This window comes from Burkholderia sp. 572 (assembly GCF_040545135.1).
GTDB classification, from domain to species: domain Bacteria; phylum Pseudomonadota; class Gammaproteobacteria; order Burkholderiales; family Burkholderiaceae; genus Burkholderia; species Burkholderia cepacia.
Map to the genome: position 1 here is coordinate 364,729 of NZ_JBEPLH010000004.1, position 26,386 is coordinate 391,114.

25 protein-coding genes, 1 tRNA gene and 1 pseudogene are annotated in these 26,386 nt (G+C 64.2%); 7 read left to right on the forward strand and 20 right to left on the reverse strand.

Annotated elements, in window-relative coordinates; genetic code table 11:
• Positions 1 to 57: 57 nt before the first annotated feature.
• The 6 genes from nusA to ABIC51_RS10370 all read right to left on the reverse strand — a co-directional run bounded on the left by nusA (position 58) and on the right by ABIC51_RS10370 (position 7,758).
• Complete coding sequence (gene nusA, locus ABIC51_RS10345) at positions 58 to 1,533, reverse strand: transcription termination factor NusA (RefSeq protein WP_006476166.1); 1,476 nt, start codon at positions 1,531 to 1,533, stop codon at positions 58 to 60.
• Positions 1,533 to 1,991: a ribosome maturation factor RimP gene (gene rimP / locus ABIC51_RS10350; protein WP_014897219.1), complete on the reverse strand. Its 459-nt coding sequence runs from the start codon at positions 1,989 to 1,991 to the stop codon at positions 1,533 to 1,535. Before rimP ends, nusA begins: the two co-directional genes overlap by 1 nt.
• Before the next feature lie 459 nt (positions 1,992 to 2,450).
• Positions 2,451 to 4,208, reverse strand: a complete 1,758-nt coding sequence (gene rluB, locus ABIC51_RS10355; protein WP_175900077.1) for a 23S rRNA pseudouridine(2605) synthase RluB — start codon at positions 4,206 to 4,208, stop codon at positions 2,451 to 2,453.
• Between the two features lie 60 nt (positions 4,209 to 4,268).
• Entirely contained in the window at positions 4,269 to 5,306 is a 1,038-nt protein-coding gene (gene scpB / locus ABIC51_RS10360) for an SMC-Scp complex subunit ScpB (RefSeq protein WP_175900080.1), read from the reverse strand.
• 272 nt (positions 5,307 to 5,578) lie between these two features.
• A complete protein-coding gene (locus ABIC51_RS10365) occupies positions 5,579 to 6,781 on the reverse strand; it encodes a pyridoxal phosphate-dependent aminotransferase (protein WP_354006470.1) in 1,203 nt (400 codons plus the stop codon).
• Between the two features lie 74 nt (positions 6,782 to 6,855).
• The gene (locus ABIC51_RS10370; RefSeq protein ID WP_027787692.1) at positions 6,856 to 7,758 is read right to left on the reverse strand and encodes a LysR family transcriptional regulator; all 903 of its coding nucleotides are present in this window, start codon (positions 7,756 to 7,758) and stop codon (positions 6,856 to 6,858) included.
• A 430-nt stretch (positions 7,759 to 8,188) separates the two neighbouring features.
• Between ABIC51_RS10370 and ABIC51_RS10375 the strand changes: the two are divergent.
• Together ABIC51_RS10375 and ABIC51_RS10380 are read left to right on the forward strand one after the other, a co-directional pair.
• Positions 8,189 to 8,584: pseudogene (locus ABIC51_RS10375) on the forward strand (transposase); the annotation flags it as partial.
• Between the two features lie 197 nt (positions 8,585 to 8,781).
• The gene (locus ABIC51_RS10380) at positions 8,782 to 9,033 is read left to right on the forward strand and encodes a hypothetical protein (RefSeq protein ID WP_027787693.1); all 252 of its coding nucleotides are present in this window, start codon (positions 8,782 to 8,784) and stop codon (positions 9,031 to 9,033) included.
• Positions 9,034 to 9,226: 193 nt separating this feature from the next.
• Here ABIC51_RS10380 and ABIC51_RS10385 read toward each other — a convergent pair whose 3' ends face one another.
• The gene (locus ABIC51_RS10385; RefSeq protein ID WP_011351791.1) at positions 9,227 to 9,544 is read right to left on the reverse strand and encodes a hypothetical protein; all 318 of its coding nucleotides are present in this window, start codon (positions 9,542 to 9,544) and stop codon (positions 9,227 to 9,229) included.
• Positions 9,545 to 9,701: 157 nt separating this feature from the next.
• On the opposite strand from ABIC51_RS10385, the gene ABIC51_RS10390 reads away from it, so the two are divergent.
• The 3 genes from ABIC51_RS10390 to ABIC51_RS10400 all read left to right on the forward strand — a co-directional run bounded on the left by ABIC51_RS10390 (position 9,702) and on the right by ABIC51_RS10400 (position 11,314).
• Positions 9,702 to 10,418 (forward strand): YdcF family protein, encoded by a 717-nt coding sequence (locus ABIC51_RS10390; RefSeq protein ID WP_060172040.1) that lies wholly within the window; start codon positions 9,702 to 9,704, stop codon positions 10,416 to 10,418.
• Positions 10,419 to 10,642: 224 nt separating this feature from the next.
• Complete coding sequence (locus ABIC51_RS10395) at positions 10,643 to 10,921, forward strand: hypothetical protein (RefSeq protein WP_175900083.1); 279 nt, start codon at positions 10,643 to 10,645, stop codon at positions 10,919 to 10,921.
• Between the two features lie 135 nt (positions 10,922 to 11,056).
• Positions 11,057 to 11,314 (forward strand): hypothetical protein, encoded by a 258-nt coding sequence (locus ABIC51_RS10400; protein WP_021162409.1) that lies wholly within the window; start codon positions 11,057 to 11,059, stop codon positions 11,312 to 11,314.
• Between the two features lie 40 nt (positions 11,315 to 11,354).
• On the opposite strand, the gene ABIC51_RS10405 is transcribed toward ABIC51_RS10400, so the two are convergent.
• The 5 genes from ABIC51_RS10405 to ABIC51_RS10425 all read right to left on the reverse strand — a co-directional run bounded on the left by ABIC51_RS10405 (position 11,355) and on the right by ABIC51_RS10425 (position 14,832).
• Positions 11,355 to 11,645 (reverse strand): putative quinol monooxygenase, encoded by a 291-nt coding sequence (locus ABIC51_RS10405; protein ID WP_027787696.1) that lies wholly within the window; start codon positions 11,643 to 11,645, stop codon positions 11,355 to 11,357.
• A 525-nt stretch (positions 11,646 to 12,170) separates the two neighbouring features.
• Positions 12,171 to 13,379, reverse strand: coding sequence for an NlpB/DapX family lipoprotein (bamC, locus tag ABIC51_RS10410; protein ID WP_059700059.1), 1,209 nt, complete (start codon positions 13,377 to 13,379; stop codon positions 12,171 to 12,173).
• Between the two features lie 140 nt (positions 13,380 to 13,519).
• Positions 13,520 to 13,596: transfer RNA gene (locus ABIC51_RS10415), tRNA-Pro, on the reverse strand.
• Between the two features lie 161 nt (positions 13,597 to 13,757).
• Positions 13,758 to 14,471: a class I SAM-dependent methyltransferase gene (locus ABIC51_RS10420; protein ID WP_027787698.1), complete on the reverse strand. Its 714-nt coding sequence runs from the start codon at positions 14,469 to 14,471 to the stop codon at positions 13,758 to 13,760.
• A 127-nt stretch (positions 14,472 to 14,598) separates the two neighbouring features.
• Complete coding sequence (locus ABIC51_RS10425) at positions 14,599 to 14,832, reverse strand: hypothetical protein (protein WP_175899727.1); 234 nt, start codon at positions 14,830 to 14,832, stop codon at positions 14,599 to 14,601.
• An 86-nt stretch (positions 14,833 to 14,918) separates the two neighbouring features.
• Here ABIC51_RS10425 and ABIC51_RS10430 point away from each other — a divergent pair, with 86 nt between their 5' ends.
• Positions 14,919 to 15,686: a tyrosine-protein phosphatase gene (locus ABIC51_RS10430; RefSeq protein WP_279609831.1), complete on the forward strand. Its 768-nt coding sequence runs from the start codon at positions 14,919 to 14,921 to the stop codon at positions 15,684 to 15,686.
• 345 nt (positions 15,687 to 16,031) lie between these two features.
• On the forward strand, positions 16,032 to 18,242 hold the full coding sequence (locus ABIC51_RS10435; protein ID WP_175900088.1) for a hypothetical protein: 2,211 nt from the start codon (positions 16,032 to 16,034) through the stop codon (positions 18,240 to 18,242).
• Between the two features lie 80 nt (positions 18,243 to 18,322).
• On the opposite strand, the gene ABIC51_RS10440 is transcribed toward ABIC51_RS10435, so the two are convergent.
• The 8 genes from ABIC51_RS10440 to thrS all read right to left on the reverse strand — a co-directional run bounded on the left by ABIC51_RS10440 (position 18,323) and on the right by thrS (position 26,204).
• A complete protein-coding gene (locus ABIC51_RS10440) occupies positions 18,323 to 18,736 on the reverse strand; it encodes a MerR family transcriptional regulator (protein WP_027787702.1) in 414 nt (137 codons plus the stop codon).
• A 62-nt stretch (positions 18,737 to 18,798) separates the two neighbouring features.
• Positions 18,799 to 19,185 carry an integration host factor subunit alpha gene (locus ABIC51_RS10445; RefSeq protein ID WP_006486093.1) on the reverse strand — a complete coding sequence of 129 codons (387 nt, stop codon included), beginning with the start codon at positions 19,183 to 19,185 and terminating at the stop codon, positions 18,799 to 18,801.
• Positions 19,186 to 19,257: 72 nt separating this feature from the next.
• Positions 19,258 to 21,687: a phenylalanine--tRNA ligase subunit beta gene (gene pheT / locus ABIC51_RS10450; RefSeq protein WP_175900091.1), complete on the reverse strand. Its 2,430-nt coding sequence runs from the start codon at positions 21,685 to 21,687 to the stop codon at positions 19,258 to 19,260.
• A 96-nt stretch (positions 21,688 to 21,783) separates the two neighbouring features.
• Positions 21,784 to 22,797 carry a phenylalanine--tRNA ligase subunit alpha gene (gene pheS / locus ABIC51_RS10455; RefSeq protein ID WP_021162419.1) on the reverse strand — a complete coding sequence of 338 codons (1,014 nt, stop codon included), beginning with the start codon at positions 22,795 to 22,797 and terminating at the stop codon, positions 21,784 to 21,786.
• Positions 22,798 to 22,945: 148 nt separating this feature from the next.
• Entirely contained in the window at positions 22,946 to 23,305 is a 360-nt protein-coding gene (rplT, locus tag ABIC51_RS10460) for a 50S ribosomal protein L20 (RefSeq protein ID WP_004192938.1), read from the reverse strand.
• Between the two features lie 30 nt (positions 23,306 to 23,335).
• On the reverse strand, positions 23,336 to 23,533 hold the full coding sequence (rpmI, locus tag ABIC51_RS10465; protein WP_004191477.1) for a 50S ribosomal protein L35: 198 nt from the start codon (positions 23,531 to 23,533) through the stop codon (positions 23,336 to 23,338).
• 189 nt (positions 23,534 to 23,722) lie between these two features.
• A complete protein-coding gene (infC, locus tag ABIC51_RS10470) occupies positions 23,723 to 24,247 on the reverse strand; it encodes a translation initiation factor IF-3 (RefSeq protein ID WP_071734130.1) in 525 nt (174 codons plus the stop codon).
• Positions 24,248 to 24,296: 49 nt separating this feature from the next.
• On the reverse strand, positions 24,297 to 26,204 hold the full coding sequence (gene thrS / locus ABIC51_RS10475; protein ID WP_354006471.1) for a threonine--tRNA ligase: 1,908 nt from the start codon (positions 26,202 to 26,204) through the stop codon (positions 24,297 to 24,299).
• Between the last annotated feature and the right edge of the window lie 182 nt (positions 26,205 to 26,386).

The following is a 26,386-nucleotide window of genomic DNA, read 5'->3' on the forward strand; positions in this document are numbered from 1 at the left end:
GTTAGCATCGGGTCAGGCCATACGGCCGCCATCAAATCAGTGCGCCATGGTCATTTCTCACTGGAACCAGTGTTCACGTGCTTTCATGATCAACGCCTTAGCGGCATCCTCTTCCATCCCGGTCATGTCGACCAGTTCATCCACAGCCAGCTCGGCGAGATCGTCGCGCGTCTGCACGCCGTGTTCGGCCAGCTTCGCGAGCAGCTCCGGCGTAATGCCGTCGAGGCTCTTGAGATCCAGCGCTGCGTTCTCGACCTTTTCTTCGTTCGCGATCGCCATCGTCAACAGCGCGTCGCGTGCGCGGTTGCGCAGTTCGTGCACGGTGTCCTCGTCGAACGCCTCGATTTCGAGCATTTCGTTGAGCGGCACGTACGCGATCTCTTCCAGACTCGTGAAGCCTTCGTCGATCAGGATGTCGGCAACTTCTTCGTCGACGTCGAGACGCGCCATGAACAGCGCACGCAGCCGGTCGCGTTCTTCACCCTGCTTCAGGGCGGATTCGTCCGGCGTCATGATGTTGATCTGCCAGCCGGTCAGTTCGCCAGCAAGACGAACGTTCTGACCGCTGCGGCCGATCGCGACAGCCAGCTCGTTCTCGTCGACGACGACGTCCATCGAGTGCTTTTCTTCATCGACGACAATCGACTGGACAGCTGCCGGCGCGAGCGCGCCGATCACGAACTGGGCGGGATCCTCCGACCATAGCACGATGTCGATGTTTTCGCCACCGAGCTCGTTGCGCACGGCCTGCACACGGGAACCGCGGATACCGACGCAGGTGCCGATCGGATCGATCCGCTTGTCGTACGCGATGACGCCGATCTTCGCGCGCACGCCCGGGTCGCGGGCAGCCGCCTTGATCTCGAGCAGGCCCTGCTCGATTTCCGGCACTTCCATCTCGAACAGCTTCATCAGGAACTCGGGCGCCGTACGCGACAGTTCGATCTGCGGGCCGCGCGCGGTGCGGTCGACCTTCGCGATGTACGCACGCACGCGGTCGCCCACGCGCAGGTTTTCCTTCGGGATCAGCTGATCGCGGCGCAGCAGCGCCTCGACACGGCCCGATTCGACGATGAAGTTGCCCTTGTCGAGGCGCTTCACCGTACCCGTCATGATCTTTTCGCCACGTTCGAGGTAATCGTTCAGGATCTGCTCGCGCTCGGCGTCGCGCACCTTCTGCAGGATCACCTGCTTCGCGGCCTGCGCGCCGATGCGACCGAACTCGATCGACGGAACGGGTTCCTCGACATACTCGCCGACTTCGACGTCGGGCTTCTGCTCACGCGCTTCGAACAGCAGGATCTCGCGATCCGGCTCCTGCAAGCCTGCCTCGTCGGGCACGACGAGCCAGCGACGGAAGGTTTCGTGCTCGCCGCTTTCGCGATCGATATGGACGCGGATTTCGGCGCCTTCGTCGAACAGCTTCTTGGAAGCAGATGCGAGCGCGGCCTCGAGGGCGCCCAGCACCACATCCTTGTCGACGTTTTTCTCGCGCGCCAGCGCATCCACCAGCATCAACACTTCGCGACTCATTATTTGCGGCTCCTAAAGTCAACTTGCGGAATCAGGCGGGCTTTGTCGATATCGGCCAGCGTGAAATCCAGCATGGCCGCCTCGCCCTTCTTCCTCTCAAATTCCAAACCGATCGTTTCGCCATTCGGCGCGTGCAGAATGCCCCGGTACGTCTTGCGCCCGTCCAGCGGCTTTTTCAAGGTCACGGAAACTTCGCTGCCGGCGAAGCGCTCGAAGTCGGCCAGCTTCTTCAACGGGCGGTCGAGCCCCGGGGACGAGACTTCGAGCCGTTCGTAATCGATGTTTTCGACCGTCAAGACGTGCTGGAGCTGACGCGTGACCTTTTCGCAATCTTCGAGCGAGATGCCGGCAGGCTGATCGATATAGATGCAAAGCATGCCGCGCCCAGTGCGCTCGAGATCCACCAGCTCGTAACCGAGCCCGGTGACCGTGGTTTCTATCAGTTCCGTCAGTTGCACAGTGTCCTCTCAGGTGTTCGCGCCCGCCGCTCGCGAATTCACCCGCGGGCGCGCGCCTTAGCCGGCGCAGGAAGCGCTACCCGAGATGCCTAACCGTTTCAGCAAAAAAAAATGGGCGGAACGCCCATCTTCTTACTGGTGGTCGCACCTGAGCCGCACATTGAATCCGTACGCCCAGCGACTCCGCGATTATAGCGATTTTTGGCGCAAACGCCAAGCCAGCCGGTAAAAGCAGCGTGTCGCCCGCCTTTACCGACCCAAAAATGCGAAATCGGGTTATCCGATCAGCCAGCACCATCCTGCCAGGCCGGAGATCGGTCATGCCGGCTGCGACGCAGCGGCACGCAATATATATACAGTCGAAAGCGATCGGCGCAATACGCCGTGCCGGCAAAATCGGCGGGATGCCGATCGGGCCGGCACGCCGGCGGCTTTGCGCCGCCGTGCGCCAATATGTGTTTAGCGGCTGCGCGTACGACTGCGCTGCTGACGCTGGCCGCCGCCGCGCGGACCGCCGCCGTTGCCGGCGCCGTCAGCCCGATTACCGTTCGGATTGCGATTGCCGCCACCCTTGCTGCCGCCGCGCTTGGCGCCCGCGCCTTCGCGCTTGGGGCCTGCGCCGTACGACGCACGGTTGCCGTCGACATCGCGGCCGCCACCCGCTCGATTGCCGTCGCGACCACCGCCCGCGCGGTTGCCATCGCGGCCGCCGCCGGCACGATTGCCGTAACCCGACGGCGCAACCGGCAGGCTGCCGTAGCCGCTCAGGCCCGGCAAACCCGGCCCGCCGCGCCGACCGCCGCCGCGACGCGGCTGATCCAGCTGCCCGTGAGCCGTCAGCACCGGCTCGCGGCTGATGAAGCCCATCGATGTCTGCATCGGATCGGGCTGGCGACGCTCGGCCTGGCCGGCACCGCCGCGCTTGCCCTTCTCCTCGGACGGCGCCTTCAGGCCGACGGTCGCCATCAGCTTGCGCACCTGCGTGTCGTCGAGCTCCTCCCAGCGGCCGCGCTTCAGACCGCGCGGCAGCGGAATCGGACCGTGACGCGTACGGATCAGGCGGCTCACCATCAGGCCGACCGCCTCGAACATCCGGCGCACTTCGCGGTTGCGGCCTTCGGCCAGCGCGACGTGATACCAGTGGTTCGTACCCTCGCCGCCGCCGTCGCGGATGCGCAGGAAGTTTGCCGGGCCGTCATCGAGCTCGACACCATGCAGCAGCTTCTGACGCATGCCTTCGGCCAGCTCGCCGACGACGCGCACCGCGTATTCGCGCTCGACGCAGTAGCGCGGATGCATGAAGCGGTTTGCGAGGTCGCCCGAAGTCGTCAGCATCAGCAGACCTTCGGTATTGAAGTCGAGGCGGCCGACAGCGAGCCACTTCGCCGTCTTCATCGGCGGCAGTCGGTCGAACACCGACGGACGGCCTTCCGGATCCGCGTGACTGACGATCTCGCCCGTCGGCTTGTGGTACAGCAGCACCCGCGGCGGCTTGTTCGGCAGCTTGCGCTTGACCGGCTTGCCGTTGATCCGCACCTGGTCGGTCGGCATGATGCGCTGGCCGATGTGTGCGGGCTCGCCGTTCACCGACACGCGACCGGCGACGATCAGCTCTTCCATCTCACGGCGCGAGCCCATGCCCGCTTCCGCCAGCACCTTGTGCAGCTTCGGCGCGTCGTCGTCCGGCGACAGCACGCGCTTGTTCGCCGGCTGGTTGCGGCCACGACGCAGCATCGGCGCACGCACGCCGCTACCGCCCGCGGAATTGTCGGCGTCGAATGCCGGCGACGTCACGTAGGCAAACAGTTCGTCCTGGGACGCATCGCCTTCCGTCTTCGCCGCACCACCTTCAGCCTTCGATGCGCCGCCGCGACGGCCCTGGCCGCCCTGGGCCTTGGCCGCGCTTTCGCGCTTGCCGGCCGGCTTGCGACCGCCCTTGGCCGCGCCTTCCTTGCGCGGCGCACGCGCCGGCTGCTGCGCGTCGGCGGCTTCGGCCGGCTGCGCGTCAGCGTCTTCGCCACCCTGCGGCTCGCCTTCGGCGCCCTTCGACTTGGCCGCCGCGCGACGTCGCGCGATCAGGCTGCGCGGGCCTCGCCGCAGACCGCGGCGGGGACGCTCGTCGCCACCCTCGGCCGGAGCGCCCTGCTCCGGTGCATCGTCGGCACGCGCTGCCTGCACGGCAGGCGCGGACGATTCAATATCGTGGATATCTGTCAAAACAACCTCAAAATGTCAGGTCTCGCGCCCGGCGCGGGCGCGGCAAGAAGTTGGCCGCGTTCAGGCGCGACGCTGTTCGGGTTCTGCTTCGTCGTCCGGCAGCGCGTCGACACCGATGGGTGCACTGGCGCTTCGTACGGCATCGGCGAGACTGTCGGACGTGTCGTCCAGCATCTCGCCGTCCGCGGGACGGGAACGGGAACGGGAGGCGTCGGCCTGACCAGCCTCGCCGGGCATGTCGCCGGCCGCTTCCGTTCCGTCTCCGGCAACCGCTTCGGCGGCCGGCTTGCGATCTTCCTCGCTCCAATCCGCGCGCAGCGGCTCGGGCTGCACACCGGCCGGCACTACTTCGGCGCCAGCCTGTTCCAGTTGTTCCGCTTGCCCGCGATCAGCTTCGAGCGTATCGCGGCTCGCGATTTCCTGCGTCGGCACGACGTCCACCGCGGTATCGCCCGGCAATCCCGCCGGCTGGCCGGCGGATGCCTCGTCCGCCTGCGGCGCGTCGCCCGCTGCGTCGTCGGCAATCGACATGTCTCCGTCGAAATCCATCGCCTGCTGCGCCAGCAGCGCAGCCTCGATGTTCGCGGCCGGCTCTTCGAGCGCCGGCAGATCATCGAGCGCCTTCAGGCCGAGGTCGTCGAGAAACTGCTTGGTCGTCGCATACAGCGCCGGGCGCCCCGGCACGTCACGATGACCGATCACTTCGATCCAGCCGCGATCCTCGAGTTGCTTGACCACCTGCGTATTGACCGTGACACCGCGAATCTCTTCGATGTCGCCGCGCGTGACGGGTTGCCGGTACGCGATGATCGCGAGCGTCTCGAGCACCGCGCGCGAATATTTCGGCGGCTTCTCGGGATGCAGGCGATCCAGATAGTGACGCATCGCCGGCTTGCTCTGGAAGCGCCATCCGGTCGCCAGCGCCACCAGTTCGACGCCGCGGCCGGACCAATCCTGTTTCAGATCTTCGAGCAACGTGCGGACCGTGTCAGCCGACACGCCGTCGGCAAAGAGCTTGCGCAAATCGCCGAGCTTCAGCGGTTCCTGCGCGCAGATCAAAGCAGTCTCGAGGACGATCTTCGCCTCTTGGGTATTCATGCAGCTAGGCCAGACCCTGTGGTCAAACGAACCGGATCAACAAACAGACGAAAGGAACGGAAGACGCGCTCGCCCGATTCTGATCGGTCATATTGATGGGAGCACGAACCGGGGGCGGCGAACCAACTTCAGGCCAGGCCCAAACCGGACGGAACAGCACGGCTCAACGACGGAACCGCGTGACTGAGCGCCATATTACGCAAAATTGCCCGGTGCGTAAAGATGAGCCGAACCGGCTGCCGCCAGCGCGCCGAATCCGCTCCGGCCCCGCTTCAGCGGGTGGCCGCTCCGCGCGCGAGGAAGCTGCGCAACCGCTCGACGCCCGCGTCGAGTCGTGCCGGATCGCATGCGTAGCACCAGCGCACGAACCCTTCGCCTTCCGGACCGAATGCACGCCCGGGCGCAAGGCCGAGCCCTGCTTCACGCACCAGCGTCTTGCAGAACGCCAGACTGTCGGCCGCGCCCGGCAGGCGCAGGAACAGGTACATCGCGCCCGGTGGCGGCGGCACCTCGACGCCCGGCAGCGCGCGCAGCGCGGCAACCAGGTGATCGCGCGCGTCACGCAGCGCCGCGACGAACGACCGCACGAACGGCTCGCCATCGCGCAGTGCGACCTCACCCGCAGCCTGCACGAAACCGGGCGCGCACGACGTGTTGTATTCGACGGGCTTCGACAGGTCGCCCATCACCGCTGCCGGCGCAATGAGCCATCCCAGGCGCCAGCCCGTCATCGCCCACGCTTTCGAAAACGAATTCACGACAACGACCCGCTCTTCGCGCGACGCGATGTCGAGGAACGACGGCGCGCCGTCCGCGCCGAACGCGAGCCGCTCGTACACCTCGTCGGCAACCAGCCAGATGCCGTGGCGGCGGCAATGGGCGAGCACGGCCCGCTGGTCGTCACGCGACATCGTCCAGCCAGTCGGATTGTTCGGCGAGTTGATCAGCAGCATCCGCGTATCGGGTGTCAGCGCCGCAAGCAGCCGCCCGATCTCGAGCTGCCAGCCTGCCTCGCCATAGCCGAGTGGCACACATTCGACCCGCGCCCCAAGAATCTTCGGAATCTCGACGAGATTCGGCCACAGTGGCGTGACCGCGACGACGCGCTCGCCCGGACCGACCAGCAGCTGCGCGGCCAGCATCAGCGCACTCACACCCGAACTCGTCACGGCCACGGTGTCGGCCGCCGTCGCACCGTGACGGGCGCTGACGTAGGCCGCGATCGCGTCGCGCAACGGCGCGGTACCGAGGTTGTGCGTGTAGAAGGTTTCGCCGTCGCGCAGCGCCGCCGCCGCGGCGTCGCGAATGAAGTCCGGCGTCACGCGATCGGATTCGCCGAACCAGAACGGCAGCATGTCCGGCACGCCGAAGCCGGCGTTTGCCACTTCCCGGATCAGCGACGGACGCAACGCGTGCACCACATCGCGCGCCGCCAGCGCGCCGGACACCGAAAGAGAACCAGCAGAATGCGCCATCGAGCACCACCGTCGAGGAACACGATCCGCGTAGTGTACCGGCCCCAAGCCGGACCGACGCACGTCGGCGCGCGTCAGTCGAGGTCCTCCGCCCTCGCCGGCATCTGCCGCACAAGCTCCCAGATCGCCTGAGCGGCAGGCGACAACGACCTGTCGCGGCGGCGCACCAGCTCGACCGTGCGTTCGGTGCGCGGCGTGAGCGGCCGCGCAACGAGCGTCGAGCCGGCCGGCAGCGGCAGCGAGAGCCACGGCTGCACACTCACACCGACGCCGGCCTCGACGAGGCCGAACACGGTCGCCGAATGCCCGAGCTCCTGCATGACCGTCGCGTTGACACGATGGGTGGCCAGCGCGGCATCGATCAGCGGCCGGCTTCCCGACGCATGATCGAGGAGCACGAGGCGCTCGCCGTCCAGCGCCGTCCAGGGCACCTCGGCGCGCGCCGCGAGCGGATGGTCGGCGCGCGCGACAAGGCAGAACGAATCGGTCATCAGCGGTTCGCAGACGAGATCGCCAACCGTGAGCGGCCCGATCACGACGCCGAAATCGACCTCGCTCGACTTCACCTTGCGCAACACATCGCTCTGCACGTCGTCGCGCAAGCCCAGCGTCACGAACGGGAACTGGCGCTCACACGACGCAACCACGCGCGGCATCAGCCGGCATGCAATCGTCGGGCTGGCCGCGACGATCACGCGACCCCGGCGCTGCTCGCCGATTTCGCGAATCTCGCGCAGCGTGTCGTCGAGATCGTCGAGCAGACGAGACACACTCGCGATCAGGTTCGCGCCGACATCGGTCAGCTGCACGTCGCGCGTCGTGCGGTCGATCAGCTTCAACCCGAGCTCGGCCTCGAGCTCGCGCACGCAGCGGCTGACCGCGGACTGCGTGAGCCCGATTTCGTCGCCCGCGCGACTGAAGCTACTGAGCCGCGCTACCTCGATGAAGACGCGAAGCTGGCGCAGCGTGACGTTCATTTCCTGACCTCATCAATCGTCGATATCGATGCACGATTTTAATGCGCGAATCCGGCGTCGACGTGCGAATCAGGCATCTGCCCCCATGTTTCGCTGCGGTGCAATACCTACGCGAACGCACGCGGTGCGGGCGAACTGCACAAGATTGGTGATTGTCCCGATTTGCTGGCGGGTTATTTTGGCGTCTTATACGCCCCTAGCTGACTTAGCCGTTAGCTCGCTGCCAAGCGGCTCTCGAGGGAATTACCTCCGACATGGCACGCTTCGTGCATCACCTGGCGCACAGGGCGCAGGTTTCGTCGGACGGAAGAGCAGAAACGCCGCTGCCGGCCAACCGGACGCCCCCACCCGGCACTCGACGATCGAGTGCTTGAAGAGTGCGCGGCGCAGGGCAGCGCACCGGAGTTAGCTTCGCTGAGGTGAGGACATGATGCTGTTCGACGATTTGAGAGATAACGAGTGGGCGCTGGTCGAAGGTCTGTTTTGCTCGGAACCCGCACGGAGTGAGCGGCGCGGCCGCCCCCGCGTGGAAGCCCGCTCGGTGGTGAACGCCGTGCTGTGGGTGCTGTCGACGGGCGAAGGCTGGTCGAAGCTGCCGGGCCGCTATCCGTCGCCGCCGACTTGCCGCCGTCGCTTCGACGAATGGCAGGCGGACGGCACGCTCGCCGAAATCGTGAAGCGACTCGGCACGAGCGGCCGGCAGATCTCCCTGCGCGGGCGCATCGGCGCGAGTGCTGCGAAGCCGCCCGCCCCGCCGAGCCGCGACCGGCTGCGCGGCGCCTTCTGGACCAATCCGGAATCCTGGCGCGCGCCCGTCAAGATGGCGTAACGAATGCTCGATCGGGCGGCTTCGGCCGCCCGGTTTCTTTCCGCAACTCGATCTGTTCGCGACGCCTGCGGTGCCGTCGATTACCGTTGTCGTGGCGCGATACATCTATTTACCAATATTTACAGCAAGCCTGCACTCCCGCGCTTACCTTAGCGACATATCAACAAGCCGCGTGGCTTGAGGGGAGCCCCGCCATGAAACCAATGTCACTGCTCGTTGCATGCGGCATTGTCATTTCCCTGGCGTTGTCCGCTCCAGCCCGCGCCGACGATCGCGCGAAGCCGCCCCATCGCCAGCAGGATCACCGGAACACGCTCCGCCAGCCACCCTCCGCCAACGCGTCCGGCCGGCAGACCGTGCCGCGCGGCGACCTGCGCGGCGACATCGCCAGCAATGCGCGAGCGCGCATCGGCTCGCAGCCGTCGGACGTACCGCGTCATCCGTAGTCCTGCCAATTTCAGGATTTCACCAAAGAAAATGCCCGCTGCCGGGAACTGCGCCGCATGCGGCGAGTCACAACGTTGCCATGAGCACAGCGTGGCAACAGCAAAAGTATCCGGTACGCCCGTATCCTCGCGATACGGGCTTTTTTTTGCATCGCCTGCCGCTCGGCGATGCGTGCCGAGAAATGATCGGCCGCTACAGGCGGCTTTCGAGAATCGCCACGGCACTCGCTTCGCTCAATGCGTAGTCGGCCATGCGGCGATCGGTCCAGGAAAGTAATTTCTCGTCGCGCTCGAGGCGCGAGAACTCGGCTCGGCCGCTTTCGGTCAGCACGGCAATGTCGACCGGTGCGTGAAAGCCCGGCGCGGGGGCAACGGTTTTCTGCCTGACCGTGTCCATCAGCCCAAGCGAACGGAGATACTCGAACACGCCCGGGCGGCGCGCCCACGGTACCTGGCGGTACTGCACTCGTCTCAATGCGTCGAGCACCGCTTCGTTGGAATACGTGGCCATCTCGATTCTTTCTTAAAGTGCAGCGACAATGCGAAGCGGCGCGCCGGGCGGGGTCTCCACCCACCGATACCGCCACCGATTCTGGAGGCCGACGTTCGGCGTCGCGTCAGGGCTGGATCGTCAGCCGTCCATAAAAAGACACCATACCCCAATCAAATTGATTCTGTTCGATTCATTTGTACTTCTCTTCATCTGTTTCATGCTCTGCCGCAAGCGGCGGCAAATCATCTCGATGGCCGCCGCTGCGCTGTTCTGGCTGCTCGCGACAGGCTGGCTCACCGCGCCGCTGATCGCGTGGACCGAGGCGGGAGTCGTACCTGTCGAGCACCCGGACATGCATGGGCGGACCACACTGATTCTCATCGGCGCCGGGACACGGCGCACCGACGCCGGGCTGCAGCCCCCGCCTGACGGAGCCGCCCGCATCCACAAGGTCGCGGCGCTCTACCACGCGTGCCGGCAGCAGGCCGCACACTGCACCGTGGTGATGTCGGGCGGCGACCCGCAGCATCACGGAGAAACCGAAGCGGCCGTCTACGGGCGCCAGCTCGTCGCGGAAGGCATTGCTCCCGCGGACCTTGTTCTGGAACCAGATAGCCGCACAACCTACGAAAACGCGAAATTCACTGCACCTATACTACGCTCACAGCATGACGACGCACGCATTCTCGTCACTTCGTCATATCAGATGCGCCGCGCATTGCTCGATTTCCGCCACTTCGGGATCGACCCGCAGCCCGTTTATGCGAATCGCCGGCGCGCGCAAACGGGCTGGCTGCCGCGCTGGCGCAACCTGGCCAACGCCGAACAGGCGCTGCATGAACTGGTCGGCATCGCGCAGTTCCACGTCTATCGATGGCTCGGGTGGTTCTGACTGACGGCTGCGGGAAACCCGAGCGGGAATGAATGCGGCGGCGACGATGGCAGGCGCGTGACGAAGTGTGCGAAGTGTTGCGCGACTTCAACGGGGCCTTGCGTCCCGCCGCGATCCGATGCACATTGATCCGTCACTTTTGTTACACTCGACACGCACTCGATTGCAGTCGCCAGACAAAACGGCAACACTCGGGTTCATCACCACTTAGCGGAGGTAAAGCAATGAAGAAGACGTCCCTGGCTATCCTGGTAGCGATGTCGGCGCTGACTGGCGCAGCGTATGCGCAAGAGAGCACGGAAATCAAGACGATTACCGATCCGGCCAAGATCTCCGAGATCGAGCAGCGCGCACAGGCGCTGCAGCAGCAGCAAGCGGCCGAAGCCACACAGCCGGCGATGCAGGAAGAGCATCACCACGGCAAGAAGGCTGCTCACCACAAGGCTGCCGCGAAGAAGGCCGGCAAGAAGGCTGCCAAGGCCGCAGACGCTGCCAGCCAGTAAGTTCGGCGGTACCGCACAAGAAAAAGCCGAATCCGGGCAACCGGGTTCGGCTTTTTTGATTGCGGCGCGCGTGCGCTGTGCTAAAGTCGCGCACCGAATTTTTCCACCCGTGCGCACCCCGGTGCGGAGGACAGCATGAGCAACATTCAACTCGACATCGAGTGGACCGAAGCCGCCACTCGCCAGATCAAGCAACTGATGCCCCGCGGCTCGGCCGACGCATTCCTCGCGCTGCCGCCGATCGAGTGCCTGCCGATGGAGGGCGACGTGCTCTTCCTCGGCCCGCAAGGCAAACAGCAACCGTTCATCGTCGCCGAGCGCCAGTATCATCACGACGGCGACGCCGACTGGACGATCATCCTGATCCTCGACGTCCCCAACACGTCGCACTGACGCACCCCGCGACCGGACACGTCCGGTCGCCCCACCCGGCTCAGACGAGCTTCGACAGCACGCGGATTTCGGAACGCTCGATCCAGTCCGCGGCCGCTTCGCGATAAGCAAGAATGTGCGCGGAACGCGCATGGGCAGCAAGCGCCTCCTCGCTTTCCCAACGCTCGACGAATACGAACCGCGCGGGCTCCTTCAGATCCCGATGCAGGTCGTACTGCAGCGCGCCCGCTTCGTTGCGGGTCGGCTCGACGATCCCTTCGAGCTGGACGCGCAACTTCTCCTCGGCGCCCGGCTTCGCCACGATCAGCGCCACGACTGCAATTTCCGCCATTCCGCCCCCCTCATCTCGAAAAGTCCGAGAATACGCGAATCGTGTATCGGCTGCGCCGGCACGGCCCCGCACGACGGCCAAAAAAAATAGCCCGCGCTTCAGAGAAGCGCGGGCGAAACCGTCGCCCTACGAGGATAGGCGACGGGGCCATCGGGATCCGCACGCTGGCGCGGATCATCATCAGTTGCGCCGACACTTGTCGCATCGGCATTCGAAGACGTCGATACCGTTGATCGCGCGCTCGCGGCGCACCCCCGGTATCTGACGCCATCCTCCCTGTTTCAACGATTCCAACATATAAAGCAGGTTGCGTGCCAGCCATCACATGCGAACCACCTCATTGATTTATAAGGACAAAATTTTTGCAGACGACAATACGGCACGTGTTCTGCCGCCGTAACGCGCGGATGTTACGTAACGTCACGAGAAGGGACTGAACACCCCTCTCATGTGCGCGCCGGCGAGCGGCCATGAAAAAGCCCGCCATGTGGCGGGCTTTTCATTGGTGCGGAGAAACCGCGGAAATCAGCGGAGCTGATTCACGAGCAACCCCATGATCTGGCGAGCCGGCGACGATGTGTCGATCGCACCCGAATCGTCAACGACCGCCACGCGCGTCTGGTCGGCCGTGAGCGCCTTCACGTTGACACGGTACTGCTTCGCCTGCTTTTCCTTCTTGCCGTGGAACAGCTGGCTCCAGAAGCCCTGCTCGGCCGAAGTCAGATCCTTCGGATCGACATAACGCACGAAATACAGGCCCTTCGTGCGATCGCGATCGTCAACCGTGAAGTTCGCACGATCGAGCGCGAGACCGACGTGCAACCACGACCGGTCGTACGGCTCGCCAAGCGTGACTTCCGACGGCACGGCCGCGTCGGCCGCATCGTTGCCTTGCGCCGACGTGCGGGAGACGTTTTGCGCGGCAATCGCGGCAGCCGCCTTCGACGACGCGTCGGTGTCCGCCTTCTTGTCCTTCGGAATCGTGTTGTCCTTGATGTTCGCGATCGGCGGCTCGCCGTTCTTCGCGCGCTGCTCGTTCTGTGCGAGCACGGCCATCAACCGCTTCAGGTATTCGGTCTCGAGCGCCGGATCGTTCGGCTTCGGTTCCCACTTGCTCGAATCGTTGTTCGCGCCCGTGATCGCTTCGCGCATCCCCTTCTGGCTGATGAACACGTAGGTGCCGCCATTCGGCGCCGCATCGAGACGCGTACGGTACTTGTTGCGCTCAGCCGTCACGTACGAGTTGCCCATCGCCTTCGAGATCACGCTGCGGATCAGGCCGTCGTTGATCTGCGGATGGGTTTCGTTCCAGTCGGTTTCCATCACGCCCTTGTCGCGCTGGTCGACGACGAGCAGGAAACCCTGCTCCTGCCAGAAGCGGCGGACCTGCGTCCAGACGTCGGCCGGCTGCTTGCCGTCGATCACGAGCCAGCTCTCGGTGCCGTCGCGCTGGATATGCATGCCGGCTACGGCCGGAGCAACGGTGTCCAGCGCAGGCGCCGCCTGCTGGACCTGCTGAAGCGCGGACAGGGAAGTCGCGCCGCCCTGGGGCGGCAGCGAACGCTGATCGGCCGTCTCGTCGAGCATGTTGGGCGGCACTGCGAGCGACGCTTCCTTCGATTTCGAATCGCTCTTGTAGTCCACTTTCGTGGGCGACGACGTACCGCAACCGGCGACGAGCGCGCCGGTGGCGAGCACTGCAGCGAACCGCATGGTAAGACGAAGATCAGTCATGTTCGGGGAATCCTCTTCCGCTAAATCACGGCGCTTTCCGTGGATCAACCTTGCATTTTACCGGGGCCGCGCCGCGATGTGCAAAAAAGCGACCGGCAAGAAAAAACCCGCGTCAGCCCAAGCTGACGCGGGTTCTTGTCTGGTCGGGGCGAGAGGATTTGAACCTCCGACCACCTGCACCCCATGCAGGTACGCTACCAGGCTGCGCTACGCCCCGAAAGAAAAAAATTATAACAGACAGTTTCCCGATTTAGAACGGGTCACATGCATTTTGTGAATGTTCTTGCGAAATTTTTTGGCGTGACGCCTCCGATGCAGCCAACGACGCGCATGATATGGCGACCTTCGCACCGGCCGCACGGCCCCCGCGCATCGCATTCAAAGCTTGCGCGCGATACAGATGACCGTCAGGCCGGCGACGCGGTTGAAGCGAAACATCGGCAACTCGATCCGACAGATCGTCTTGAGCAAGCCGTTGACGAACGGATGGTGACGGCGCAATTGCGACGCCGGCTCGCGCGGATGCCGACGCGCCCGCTCCCCCAGCCGCAGCGCTGCCGCAAGCGGAAACGTGAGGCCGAAATAATAGGCGCCGTGCTCGACGTCGAGCCCCGCGCGGCGCACCACGTCCTCGAGACTGCCGAGCGTATATCGGCGCTTGTGCTCGAGAAAATCGTCATGGCCGCTCCAGAGGAACTGGAACGCGGGAACCGTGATCAGGAACCGGCTTCCGGAAGGCGCGCCCGCCACATAACGTGCGAGTAAACCGACGTCGTCGTCGACATGCTCGAGCACGTCCATCAGCAACACAAGATCGGCATCGAATCGTTCGACGGAGCGCCGAAAGTGGATGGGCTTGCCGGCCGCCTCCGCGTCGGTATCGTCGGCGTAGCTCGTATCGACACACCATGCCTCCGACGCCTGCGTACGCTCGAGCAAGTGCTTCGAGAAGAAGCCGGAGCCTGCACCGACATCGAGTATCCGGTTCGCGCCCGATGCGCCCAGGAACCGGCGGATCGCACTCGCCTTCGACGCGTAGTACCAGTGATCGCCCACGCCCGCACCCAGTACGTCGACTTCCTTGAGATCCATGACGCTTCCCCGTGATGGCTACTTGTGCTTTGGTCGATACAGCCACTGTCGCCGATCTTACCTCGCCGCTGCCACCGATCCTACCCGTCGACGACGCACATCCGCTATCGGTATCCCGCATTCCGCCCTAATCGAAAAGGACGATGGCCGGTTCGCCGCAAATCGCTACCGTGCGCTTACCCGGTGCGAGACCGATGCGCGCGGGCGATCCGTCCGACTGCATGCCGATCGATCCGGCCCGCCCCGGCTTTGCCGCGTCGCGTGCGAGACACGAGGCGGCGTCGGTCACCACCGCGGTCGCGACCGCTTGCAACCTTCTCCGACAAAGGACATTGAATGCATCAGAAAAACGAAATTTCACGTCGACATTTTCTCCGGCTGGGTGCCGGCACGATAGGTGCGGCGCTCGGGAGCGCGTCATTTCTGTCGGCATGCGGGGGCGACTCGATTTCGGTCGCGCCGGTCGCGACGCCGCGGCTGGGTTCCGCATCGAATTTTCGCGACACGGCCGGGCCGGACGGAACCGGCTATGTAACGATGAGCGGCGCGAAGATGAAGAAAGGCGTGATCTATCGGTCATCCGCGCTCGCGTTGTCCGCCGCCGACATCGCCACCGTCGGCACGCTCGACATCAGGCAGGTCTGCGACCTGCGTACGCCCGCCGAGATCAAGACACAACCGGATGCGCCGCTGGCCGGTGCCACATGGCAAAACCTCAACGTGCTCGGAGCCGCCAGCATCACCCCGATCCCGACGACCGGCGCCACCGCAACAGCGTTCATGTCGAGCATGTATCGTGCGTTCGTCACGTCGGACTCCGCGCATGCCAGCTATCGTGCACTCTTCACCGGCTTCGCTGCCTCCGGCGAAAACCTGGTGTTCCACTGCACGGCCGGCAAGGACCGCACCGGCTGGGCCACCGCCATTCTGCACACGATCCTCGGCATCTCCGGGCAGACGATACTCGCCGACTACCTGTTGACCAACGCCTACAGCGCGTCGGAAATCTCTGCGTCGATCGCCCAGGCACAAAAAGCCGGCGGGCAAAATGCGGCAGACATGATGACCGCGCTGCAGGGCGTGCACGCTGACTATCTGCAGGCGGCATTCGATCAGGTCACCGCGTCGTACGGCTCGATGGCGTCGTATATCGAGAACGGCCTGCAACTCGACCAGGCAACGCTGAACGCCATCCGGCAGCACATGCTGGCCTGACCCACCCGCGGGCCGCTTCGACGGGGCCGGATCGCATCTGCGCTTCGATCGCAGCGGCCGCTGCACCTCGTATCCGGCGGAACCCTTACCAGCCAAGGCCTGGGCGGGTTTTCCCGGTTACAACGAAAGCCGCCTGAGGCGGGCCGTGAGAACCAAACGACCGTTTGATCCGCGCGCCCGACCACCCCGAATCCGTTGTCCCGCAGCACGCTGGCCCACTCTGCCCGGGCGCCCGTTGTTTGGTAACGCCGCTCTAGCGTGCTATGCCACACTGCACGGCATCGACGCTCGCGCCGTGTAGTGGCGCGCACCGCCGTCGATCACGACAAGACATGGAGACAGACGATGCGGAATGCGGTCCGGCGCGGCCATCGCTCGCCTTTGGCAATTTTCGACTGGATTTCCGGCCCGCAACGCGCGGCCCGGCCTATCTCGCCCGGAACATCCCGCGTGTTCGGCTGCGGCATGCTGGCGCTTGCGCTGCTTTGTACCGGTTGCGCGGAATCGTCGGCGCAGCGTGACGGCAACACGTCGGTCGCGTCGACGAAGATCGAACGCACCAAGGCCGAGCGGCTCGCCCGCGAGCAGCAGCTTGCACGTACCGTGCCGTCGCTCGCATCGATCAGCCTGACGCAACCGCGCCCGTTCACGCTGCGCGACTCGGGCCAGAACGGTGCGATGACGTTCCTGCGCGACGTCGATTTCCGTATCGTCAACAACCTCGGCTTCTTCATCCATCAGTTGTCCGCCACGCTGGTGCCGACGCAGGCCGGCGCGCCGATCGTGTTCGACGATCCGACGAGTTTCGAGATCGACGTGCATGAAGGCACGGTCACGCTCGACAACGCGAAGCTGACCGCGCTCTTCAACACCTACATCTTCGGCTACCGCAACGCGCCGCTGCGCAAGCTCGCCGTGTCGGCCGGCGACGGCGTGATTCACCTCCAAGGCGAGATGCAGCGCGACGGCTGGGTGCCGTTCTCGCTGACCGGCACGCTCGCGATCCGCGACGGCAGCCAGCTCGTGTTCCATCCTACGGGGGTGCGCGTTTCGGGCATCAACGCGCAGCCGGTGATGCGCGCGGCCAACGTGAAAATGGCCGACTTGCTGAAAGTCCAGACGCCGATCGCGCAACTCGCCGGCGACGATCTCGTGATGTCGGTCGACAAGCTGATGCCGCCGCCGCGCCTGAAACTCACGATCACCGCGGTGCGCGTGACACCGGCCGGCCTCGACCTGAAGCTCGACGACGGCACGCACGCCGGCTTCGCGATGCCTGCGAATGCGCCCCAGCAAGCCATGTACATTCGAGGCGGCGACGTGAAGTTCATGCGCTCGATGCCGATGAACGCGGACATCCTGATCGGCCCGGTCGACCCGGCGAAGCGCGACCAGACTTTCGTGTTCGACCTGTACCACTATCGCGACCAGGTGTCGGCCGGCTACTTCAATTTCGACGAAAGCGGTGCGATGGCGATCCGGATGCCTTCGTACACGGGCCCGGCCAGCGGCGCGCTGCTCGGCAACGCGGCCGCGCGCCTGAACGACAGCTTCCTCGCCGCGCAGCAGACTGCGCTGCGTGACATACGCCAGCACTGGGAAGCCTACGCACTCGCGGCGAACGCCACGCACCCCGGCATGCAGAAGGTCGCCATGCGGCGCACGTCGACCACGCCGTTCAACGAGCGGCACGTGTCGAACCGCAACCCGACGATCCATCTGCGCAACGTCGATTTCAACCTGTCCGGGGATATCGGCTTTCACGTCGAGGATCTCGACGTGGAACTCGTATCGAAGCGGCCCGGCGAACCCGTCGATCTCGACGACCCGAACCAGTACGACATCCGGATTCTCGGCGGCACGGTCGTCGAATCGTGGAAGGCGATGTCCGCGCTCTTCAACGACTATCTGCTCGACTACTCGCCGCGCTCGCTCAACGACCTGCAGCTGAGCGCGGACGGCACGAACCTGCGTGTCCAGGGCGGCATCAAGCTGTGGAACCATGTGCCCGGCGTCTGGCTGCCGACCGACATGAAGGGCTCGCTGTCCGTGCTCGACGACCGGCATCTCGCGTTCAAGCCATCCCAGGTGTCGGTGCTCGGGATTCCGCAGGCGAAGCTGCTGCGTTCGCTCGGCATCGAGCTCGCTTCGCTGACGCCGTTGCAGCGTCGCGGCGCGGAACTGCGCGGCGACACGCTCGTGCTCGACCAGTACACCGTGTTCCCGCCCCCCGTGCTGAACGGCAAGCTCGGCCAGGCAACGGTCGAGCGCGACGGGCTGCGCCTCACGTTCAGGCGTCTGGCGGGCTCGCCTGCGCCGCAACGGCCGCAGATCGATGCGCCGAGCTATATGTGGATGGAAGGCGGCGACATGAAGATGTTCAACGTGCTCGAACTGAACGTGCGCGCGCTGATCAGGAATTCGGCCGAGGCCGGCCCGATGCGTTTCGACCTGTACGGCTACCGCAGCCAGGTCGCGCAAGGTTCCGTGCGGATGCTGCCGGACGGCACGCTGGTCGTCGACATGGGCCAAAAGAATCCGCTCGCATCGCGTTGATGTGCATGCGCGACGCGCAGCAAAAAGCCCGGTGGCACGTCGCCAACCGGGCTTTTCATTTCATCCTTCGTACTTCGCGCTCAGTCGTGCTTCAGTCCGTCGATCACGTCGAGCAGCGCCTGCCGCAATGCAATTACGTCGACGGTTGCGCCCGGCTTGCCCGGTGTGCGCGCATCGGCGGCCTGAGCCTCCGGCTCGACGGGCGCCGGCGCGGCCCGCTCGCCGCCCGGCGAATCGAGCCGGTTGCGCGCGCCGTTGATCGTGAATCCCTGCTCGTACAACAACTCGCGAATCCGCCGGATCAGCAGCACTTCATGGTGCTGGTAATACCGACGATTGCCACGCCGCTTCACCGGCCGCAGTTGAGTAAATTCCTGTTCCCAATAACGCAGCACATGCGGCTTGACCCCGCACAGCTCACTGACTTCACCGATCGTGAAGTAGCGCTTCGCGGGAATCGGAGGCAAGACGACTTTCTCAACCGTAGTGGTCATCGTCGGTTAACCGTCGGTAAAGGGTGCGCGGCGGCCGCGCGGAGACGTCAGCGCGCGGGGGCTTACTCCGCGCCGTTTTCGACCAGCGCCTTCAGCTTCTGGCTCGCGTGGAAGGTTACCACCCGGCGGGCGGCGATCGGAATCGCCTCGCCCGTCTTCGGATTGCGGCCCGGACGCTGCGGCTTGTCGCGCAGCTGGAAATTACCGAACCCCGACAGCTTGACGCTTTCGCCGTTTTCGAGCGCGTCGCGAATCACCTCGAAAAACGCCTCGACCATGTCCTTCGCTTCACGCTTGTTCAGCCCGACGCTGTCGAACAGCAACTCCGCCAGTTCCGCTTTCGTCAGCGTGGGCGTCTCGGTGGACGCCGGCGCCGAAGCATCGCGGTTCATGGCGCTGCGTTGCGCCGTCAGGAGGGCTTCGAATTCACTCGAGGTCATGTCGTTCATATCTGCCATACAGCGCGTTAAATCAAAACTTACGATCGGAAAAGGCCGCCCGCGAGCGGGCGGACCTCCTCCTTAGCCGCGCAGGCGCGCACCGGCGCGAGCCATCCGCTCGACCAGCGCCCGGATCGCCTGATCGACGACCTCGTCCTGTAGCGTGCCAGCCGCGTCCTGCAGCGTCACGCGGAAGGCAAGGCTCTTCTCGTGCGCGGCAAGGCCACCGGAAGTATTTGATTTTGCACGAAATTCGTCGAAGAGTACAACCTTCTGAACGAATCGGCAGGCCTCTTCGGCAAGCGCCTTCTTCATTTCGTCGAAAAGTGCCTGAACCTCGACCGCCTGATCGACGACAACGGCGATATCGCGACGAACCGGCGGGAATTTCGACACCTCGGTCGGCGTGGCCAACGCACGCGCAATCAGCGCGTCCGCGTCGATTTCGAACATCACCGGAGCGTGCGGCAGCTCGTACTTCTGCATCAGGCGCGGGTGCAACTCGCCGATCCAGCCAACCGCACGGCCGTCGACTTCGATTCGCGCGCTGCGCCCCGGATGGAGGGCCGGATGCTCCGCCTTCACGAAGCGTGCGGCTGCCGGCGCGAGCAGCGCCTCGAGATCGCCCTTCACGTCGAAGAAATCGACCGCACGGGTCGCCACGCCCCACTGCTCGTCGAGCACCGGGCCATAGGCAAGCGCACCGACGCGCTTCGGCTGCACGTAGCCCTCGACCGTCAGCTCGCCGGCCTTCGCCGACGCATCGGCGAGGAACACACGGCCAGCCTCGAACACGCGCACGCGATCTGCACGGCGGTTCAGGTTGTGGCGCAGCACGGAAATCAGGCTGCCGAACAGCGTCGTGCGCATCACCGAGAGCTGGCTCGCGATCGGGTTCAGCAGGCGGATCGGCTGGTCGTTGCCCGCGAAATCCTGCTCCCACTCCGCATCGACGAAGCTGAAGTTGACGGTTTCCGCATAGTCGCGCGCGGCGAGCGCGTGACGGACATCGTGGATCGAACGCCGCGTCTCGTTGGTCGCGCGCATTTCGCTCGTCGCGACCGGCGGACGCGCCGGGATCTTCTCGAAGCCGTAGATCCGCGCGACCTCCTCGATCAGGTCTTCCTCGATCTCGATGTCGAAGCGATGGGACGGCGGCGTGACGAGGAACGCGTCGTCTTCACGCTCGAACGGCAGGCCGAGGCGCGTGAAGATGCTGGCGATCTCGTCGGCGCCGATCTGCACGCCGATGATGCGGTTCGCGCGCGACACGCGCATCTTCACCGGCGCGCGCTGCGGCAGGTTCACGGACTGATCGTCGACCGGGCCGGCCTTGCCGCCGCAGATCTCGAGGATCAGCTGCGTGATGCGCTCGACGTGCTCGACGGTCGTCGCGTAATCGACGCCGCGCTCGAAGCGATGGGCCGCATCGGTCGAGAAGTTGTACTTGCGCGCGCGGCCGCGGATGCTGTCCGGCCACCAGAACGCGGCTTCCAGGTAGATGTTGGTCGTATCGAGCGTGACGGCCGTGCTGTCGCCGCCCATGATGCCGGCCAGGCTTTCGACCTGGCGGTCATCCGAAATGACGCCGACCGTTTCGTCGAGTTCGACCGTGTTGCCGTTGAGCAGCTTCAGCGATTCGCCGCGCTTGCCCCAGCGCACCTCGATGCCGCCGTGGATCTTGTCGAGATCGAACACGTGCGACGGGCGGCCGAGCTCGAACATCACGTAGTTCGAGATGTCGACGAGCGCCGACACGCTGCGCTGGCCGGAGCGCTCGAGGCGCTCGACCATCCACTGCGGGGTCTTCGCACGCGCGTTCACGCCGCGGATCACGCGACCCGAGAAGCGACCGCACAGATCGGGAGCGGCAATGCGCACCGGCAGCGTTTCGTCGAGTTCGACGCGCACCGGGCGGATATCGACCGGCGTCAGCGGCGCACCGGTGATCGCGGCCGTCTCGCGCGCAATGCCGAACACGGACAGGCAGTCGGCCTTGTTCGGCGTCAGCTTGATTTCGAAGATCGTGTCGTCGAGATTGAGCGTCTCGCGGATGTCCTGGCCGACCGGCGTATCTTCCGGCAGCACCAGCAGGCCGCTGTGATCCTCGGACAGCTTCAGTTCACGTGCCGAGCACAGCATCCCCTGGCTCTCCACGCCGCGCAGCTTCGACAGCTTGATCGCGAACGGCTTGCCACCCTCTTCCGCCGGCGGCAGTTCCGCGCCGACCAGCGCGACCGGCACCTTGATGCCGGGCGCGACGTTCGGTGCGCCGCAGACGATATTCAGCGTCGCGCCGGTGCCGGCATCGACCTGGCAGACATTGAGCTTGTCCGCATCCGGATGCTTGACGACTTCGAGCACGCGGCCGACGACGATCTTCGACGTCGGCGGCGCAGCCTTGCTCAGCGATTCGACTTCGAGCCCCGCCATCGTCAGCGCGTGCGACAGTTCGTCGGTCGTCAGCTGCGGGTCGACAAAGGTTCTCAACCAGGATTCAGGGAATTGCATGGATGTCTACGTTCGAAACAGGTTAGATCGACGCCCGGGCCCCGTCGGATCGTCCGTCGGGGCGTGCACGGGCACAGGTCGGCGCGGCGCGCGGCGTTACGCGAACTGGCGCAGGAAACGCAGGTCGTTCTCGAAGAACAGCCGGAGATCCTGGACGCCGTAGCGCAGCATCGTCAGGCGCTCGAGGCCGCTGCCGAACGCGAAGCCGATGTAGCGCTCGGGATCGAGGCCCATGTTGCGAATCACGGTCGGATGCACCTGCCCCGAACCGGAAATCTCGAGCCACTTGCCGGCGTTCTTGCCTTGCTCGAACATCATGTCGATCTCGGCCGACGGTTCCGTGAACGGGAAATACGACGGACGGAAGCGCACGAGGATGTCGTCGCGCTCGAAGAATTTTTTCAGGAAGTCGGTATAGACGCCCTTGAGATCGGCGAAGCTGATGTTTTCGTCGATCCACAGCCCCTCGACCTGATTGAACATCGGCGAGTGGGTCGCATCGCTGTCGACGCGATACGTGCGGCCCGGCGCGATCACCTTGATCGGCGGACGGTTCATGCGCGCGTAACGCACCTGCATCGGGCTCGTGTGCGTGCGCAGCAGCAGCTGGCGGCCGTCGGCATCCTTGCCTTCGACGTAGAAGGTGTCCTGCATCGAACGCGCCGGATGGTTCTCCGGGCTGTTCAGCGATGTGAAGTTGTACCAGTCGGTCTCGATTTCGGGGCCGTCTGCCACATCGAAGCCGATCGAGCCGAAAATCTGTTCGACACGCTCCCACGTGCGCATCACGGGGTGCAGGCTGCCTGCACCGGCGCCGCGGCCCGGCAACGTCACGTCGATCGACTCGGCGGCGAGGCGCTGGTTCAGCAGCGCGTCGGCCAGTGCCTGACGGCGTGCGGTCAGCGCGGCTTCAACCTGCTGCTTCGCGACGTTGATGCGTGCGCCTTCGGTCTTGCGTGCTTCGGGATCGAGCTTGCCGAGGCCCTTCAGCAACTCGGTCAGCGCACCCGACTTGCCGAGAAATCGTGCTTTCTCGTTTTCGAGCGTGGTGATGTCGGCAGCCTGTTCGAAGGACTGCTGCGCGTCGGCGACAATCTGGTCCAGATCCATAGATCCCATCATTTCCAACGTCATTCGGTCTTGGCGAGCGAAATCGCACACCAAACAAAAAAGGGGCTCGGAAGAGCCCCGTTTTCGCTGCAGCGGCCGAAACTACCGGAGCATCGCTGCAACTAACCACGCAGTGCTAATTTCGCAATTAGGCTGCAACGGCGGCTTTCACCTGCTTGACGATCGCAGCAAAAGCAGCCTTGTCGAACACCGCCATGTCAGCCAGCACCTTACGGTCGAGTTCGATCGACGCCTTCTTCAGGCCATTGATGAACACGCTGTAGGTCATGTCGTGCTGACGAACCGCCGCGTTGATACGCGTAATCCACAGTGCGCGGAACACACGCTTCTTGTTGCGACGATCGCGATATGCGTACTGACCAGCGCGCATCACCGCCTGCTTGGCGATGCGGTAGACGTTATTGCGGCGACCGCGATAACCCTTGGCCAGGTTGATGATCTTCTTGTGGCGGGCCCGTGCGGTTACCCCACGTTTGACTCGAGGCATGTTTCTCTCCTTAGAGTATCGATTGAGGGGTTACGCGAACGGCAGCATCGCGCGGACGGAGTTCAGATCGGAATCATGAACTGCCGTTGCGCCGCGCAGGTGGCGCTTGTTCTTCGTGGTTTTCTTGGTCAGGATGTGACGCTTGAAGGCTTGACCGCGCTTGACGGTACCGCCCGGACGCACCACGAAGCGCTTTGCAGCGCTCTTCTTGGTCTTCATCTTAGGCATGACGAACAACTCCAGTTTATTAGATGGCGATGGGTGTGCGGTTGGCTTGCGCCCTTGACCCGCCCTTCGAAACCCAGTCCACTTGTGTACGGCGAACCGCTTGCGCAGCCGCCGTCATTGCTGGCACGTTGCCCTGACCGGGCAACGCGCCGAACCACTGCGAACCTGCACGCGAAGCGCGCGGGCCCGTTACTTCTTTTTCTTCGGCGAGAGCACCATGATCATCTGGCGCCCTTCCATCTTCGGCATCTGCTCGACCTGGCCGACTTCCTCGAGATCCGTGCGCAGACGCTCAAGCATCCGCATACCGATTTCCTGGTGAGCCATTTCGCGACCGCGGAAACGCAACGTGATCTTCGTCTTGTCGCCTTCTTCGAGGAAGCGCACGAGATTGCGGAGCTTGACGTTGTAATCCCCGTCATCGGTACCCGGGCGGAACTTGACTTCCTTGACCTGGATGACCTTCTGCTTCAGCTTCGCTTCGTGCTGCTTCTTCGATTCCTGGTACTTGAACTTGCCGTAATCCATCAGACGGCAAACCGGGGGAACCGCTTGCGGCGCGATTTCCACCAGGTCAACATCCAGTTCTTCCGATTTACGGAAAGCATCAGCGAGTTTTACGATACCGAGCGGTTCGTTCTCGATCCCGACCAGACGCACTTCCGGCGCAGTGATTTCACCGTTGATGCGATGCGACGACTTATCAGTAGCGATGTTACGTTTCCTCTAAAAATTAAAAAAACGAGCCGCGCTGCCAGGGCGGTTACTTGAACGAGCGCAGGTCTTCCTGCAGACGCTCAACGAAGGCTTCGACCGGCATCACGCCAAGATCGACGCCGCCACGGGCACGCACGGCTACCGTTTGCGCATCACGCTCCTTATCACCCACGACGAGGAGATAAGGCACCTTTTCCAGCGTGTGCTCGCGTATTTTATAGCCAATCTTCTCATTGCGCAAATCGGCCGTCACTCTAACCCCTTGTTTTTGCAACGATTGGGCCAGAGATTGCGCATATTCGGCCTGACTTTCGGCAATATTGAGCACAACTGCCTGGAACGGCGCGAGCCAGGCAGGCATTGCACCAGCATGGTGCTCGATCAAAATGCCGAGGAAACGCTCCATCGAACCGACGATCGCACGGTGCAACATCACCGGCCGGCGACGGCTGCTGTCGTCGGCAACATACTCGGCGCCGAGGCGTTCCGGCAGCACCATGTCGAGCTGCAGCGTACCGCACTGCCACGAACGGCCGAGCGCATCCTTGATGTGGTACTCGATCTTCGGACCGTAGAACGCGCCTTCACCCGGCAATTCTTCCCACGTCAGACCGCAGGCGGTCAGTGCGTCGCGCAGGCCCTGCTCGGCACGATCCCACGTCTCGTCCGTGCCCGCACGCTGATCCGGGCGCAGCGACAGCTTGATGTCGATGTGATCGAAACCGAAGTCCTTGTACACGCTCATCGCCAGCGTATTGAACGCGATCGACTCCGAGATGAACTGGTCTTCCGTACAGAAGATGTGCGCATCGTCCTGCACGAAGCCGCGCACGCGCATCAGGCCGTGCAGCGCGCCCGACGCCTCGTTGCGGTGGCACGAACCGAATTCCGCGTAGCGCAGCGGCAGGTCGCGATACGAGCGCAAACCGTGCTTGAACACCTGGACGTGACCCGGGCAGTTCATCGGCTTGATCGCGTAGTCGCGCTTCTCCGACTCCGTCGTGAACATGTTCTCGCGGTAGTTCTGCCAGTGGCCCGACGCCTCCCACAGCGAGCGGTCCATGATCATCGGCGTCTTGATCTCGAGGTAGCCGGCTTCGTTCACGCGGCGGCGCATGTACTGCTCGACCTGCTGCCACAGCGCCCAGCCCTTCGGATGCCAGAACACCATGCCCGGCGACTCTTCCTGCATGTGGAACAGGTCGAGCTGCTTGCCGAGCTTGCGGTGGTCGCGCTTTTCCGCTTCCTCGAGCATGTGCAGGTACTGGTCCTGGTCTTCCTTCTTCGTCCAGGCCGTGCCGTAGATGCGCTGCAGCTGCTCGTTCTTCGAATCGCCGCGCCAGTACGCGCCCGCGACCTTCATCAGCTTGAAGACCTTCAACTTGCCCGTCGACGGCACGTGCGGGCCGCGGCACAGATCGGTAAAGCCGCCGTGCGAATACAGCTTGATTTCGTCGCTCTGCGGAATCGATTCGATGATCTCGGCCTTGTACTTCTCGCCGATGCTGCGGAAGTAGCCCGCCGCTTCGTCGCGCGACACGACACGGCGCGTCACGGGCTCGTCCTTCTTCGCGAGCTCCTGCATGCGCTTTTCGATCTTCTCCAGATCTTCAGGCGTAAACGGACGGTTGTACGAGAAGTCGTAATAGAAGCCGTTGTCGATCACCGGGCCGATCGTCACCTGCGCGTCCGGATACAGTTCCTTCACCGCGTATGCGAGCAAGTGCGCCGTCGAGTGGCGAATGATGTCGAGGCCATCGGCATCCTTGTCGGTCACGATCGCGAGCGACGCGTCGCGGTCGATCACGGCCGACGTATCGACGAGCTCGCCATCGAGCTTGCCACCAAGCGCAGCCTTCGCAAGGCCGGGACCGATCGAGGCTGCAACCTCGGCAACTGTCACCGGATGCTCGTATTGTCGAACTGAGCCGTCAGGCAAGCGTATCGAAACCATAGCAATCTCCGTGATGCCGACAGTGGGCGGCAGACCAGGTACGCGACATGAAAATCGCGCGGGAAAATTTCGCGACAAAAAAAATGCGGCCCCGCTTTCGAGGGGCCGCATTCGATACTTCACTCAGACTGAAAGGGCGAAAGGGTTCCTCGACTAGCGTCGCTCCGAAAAGGTTTCGGTCA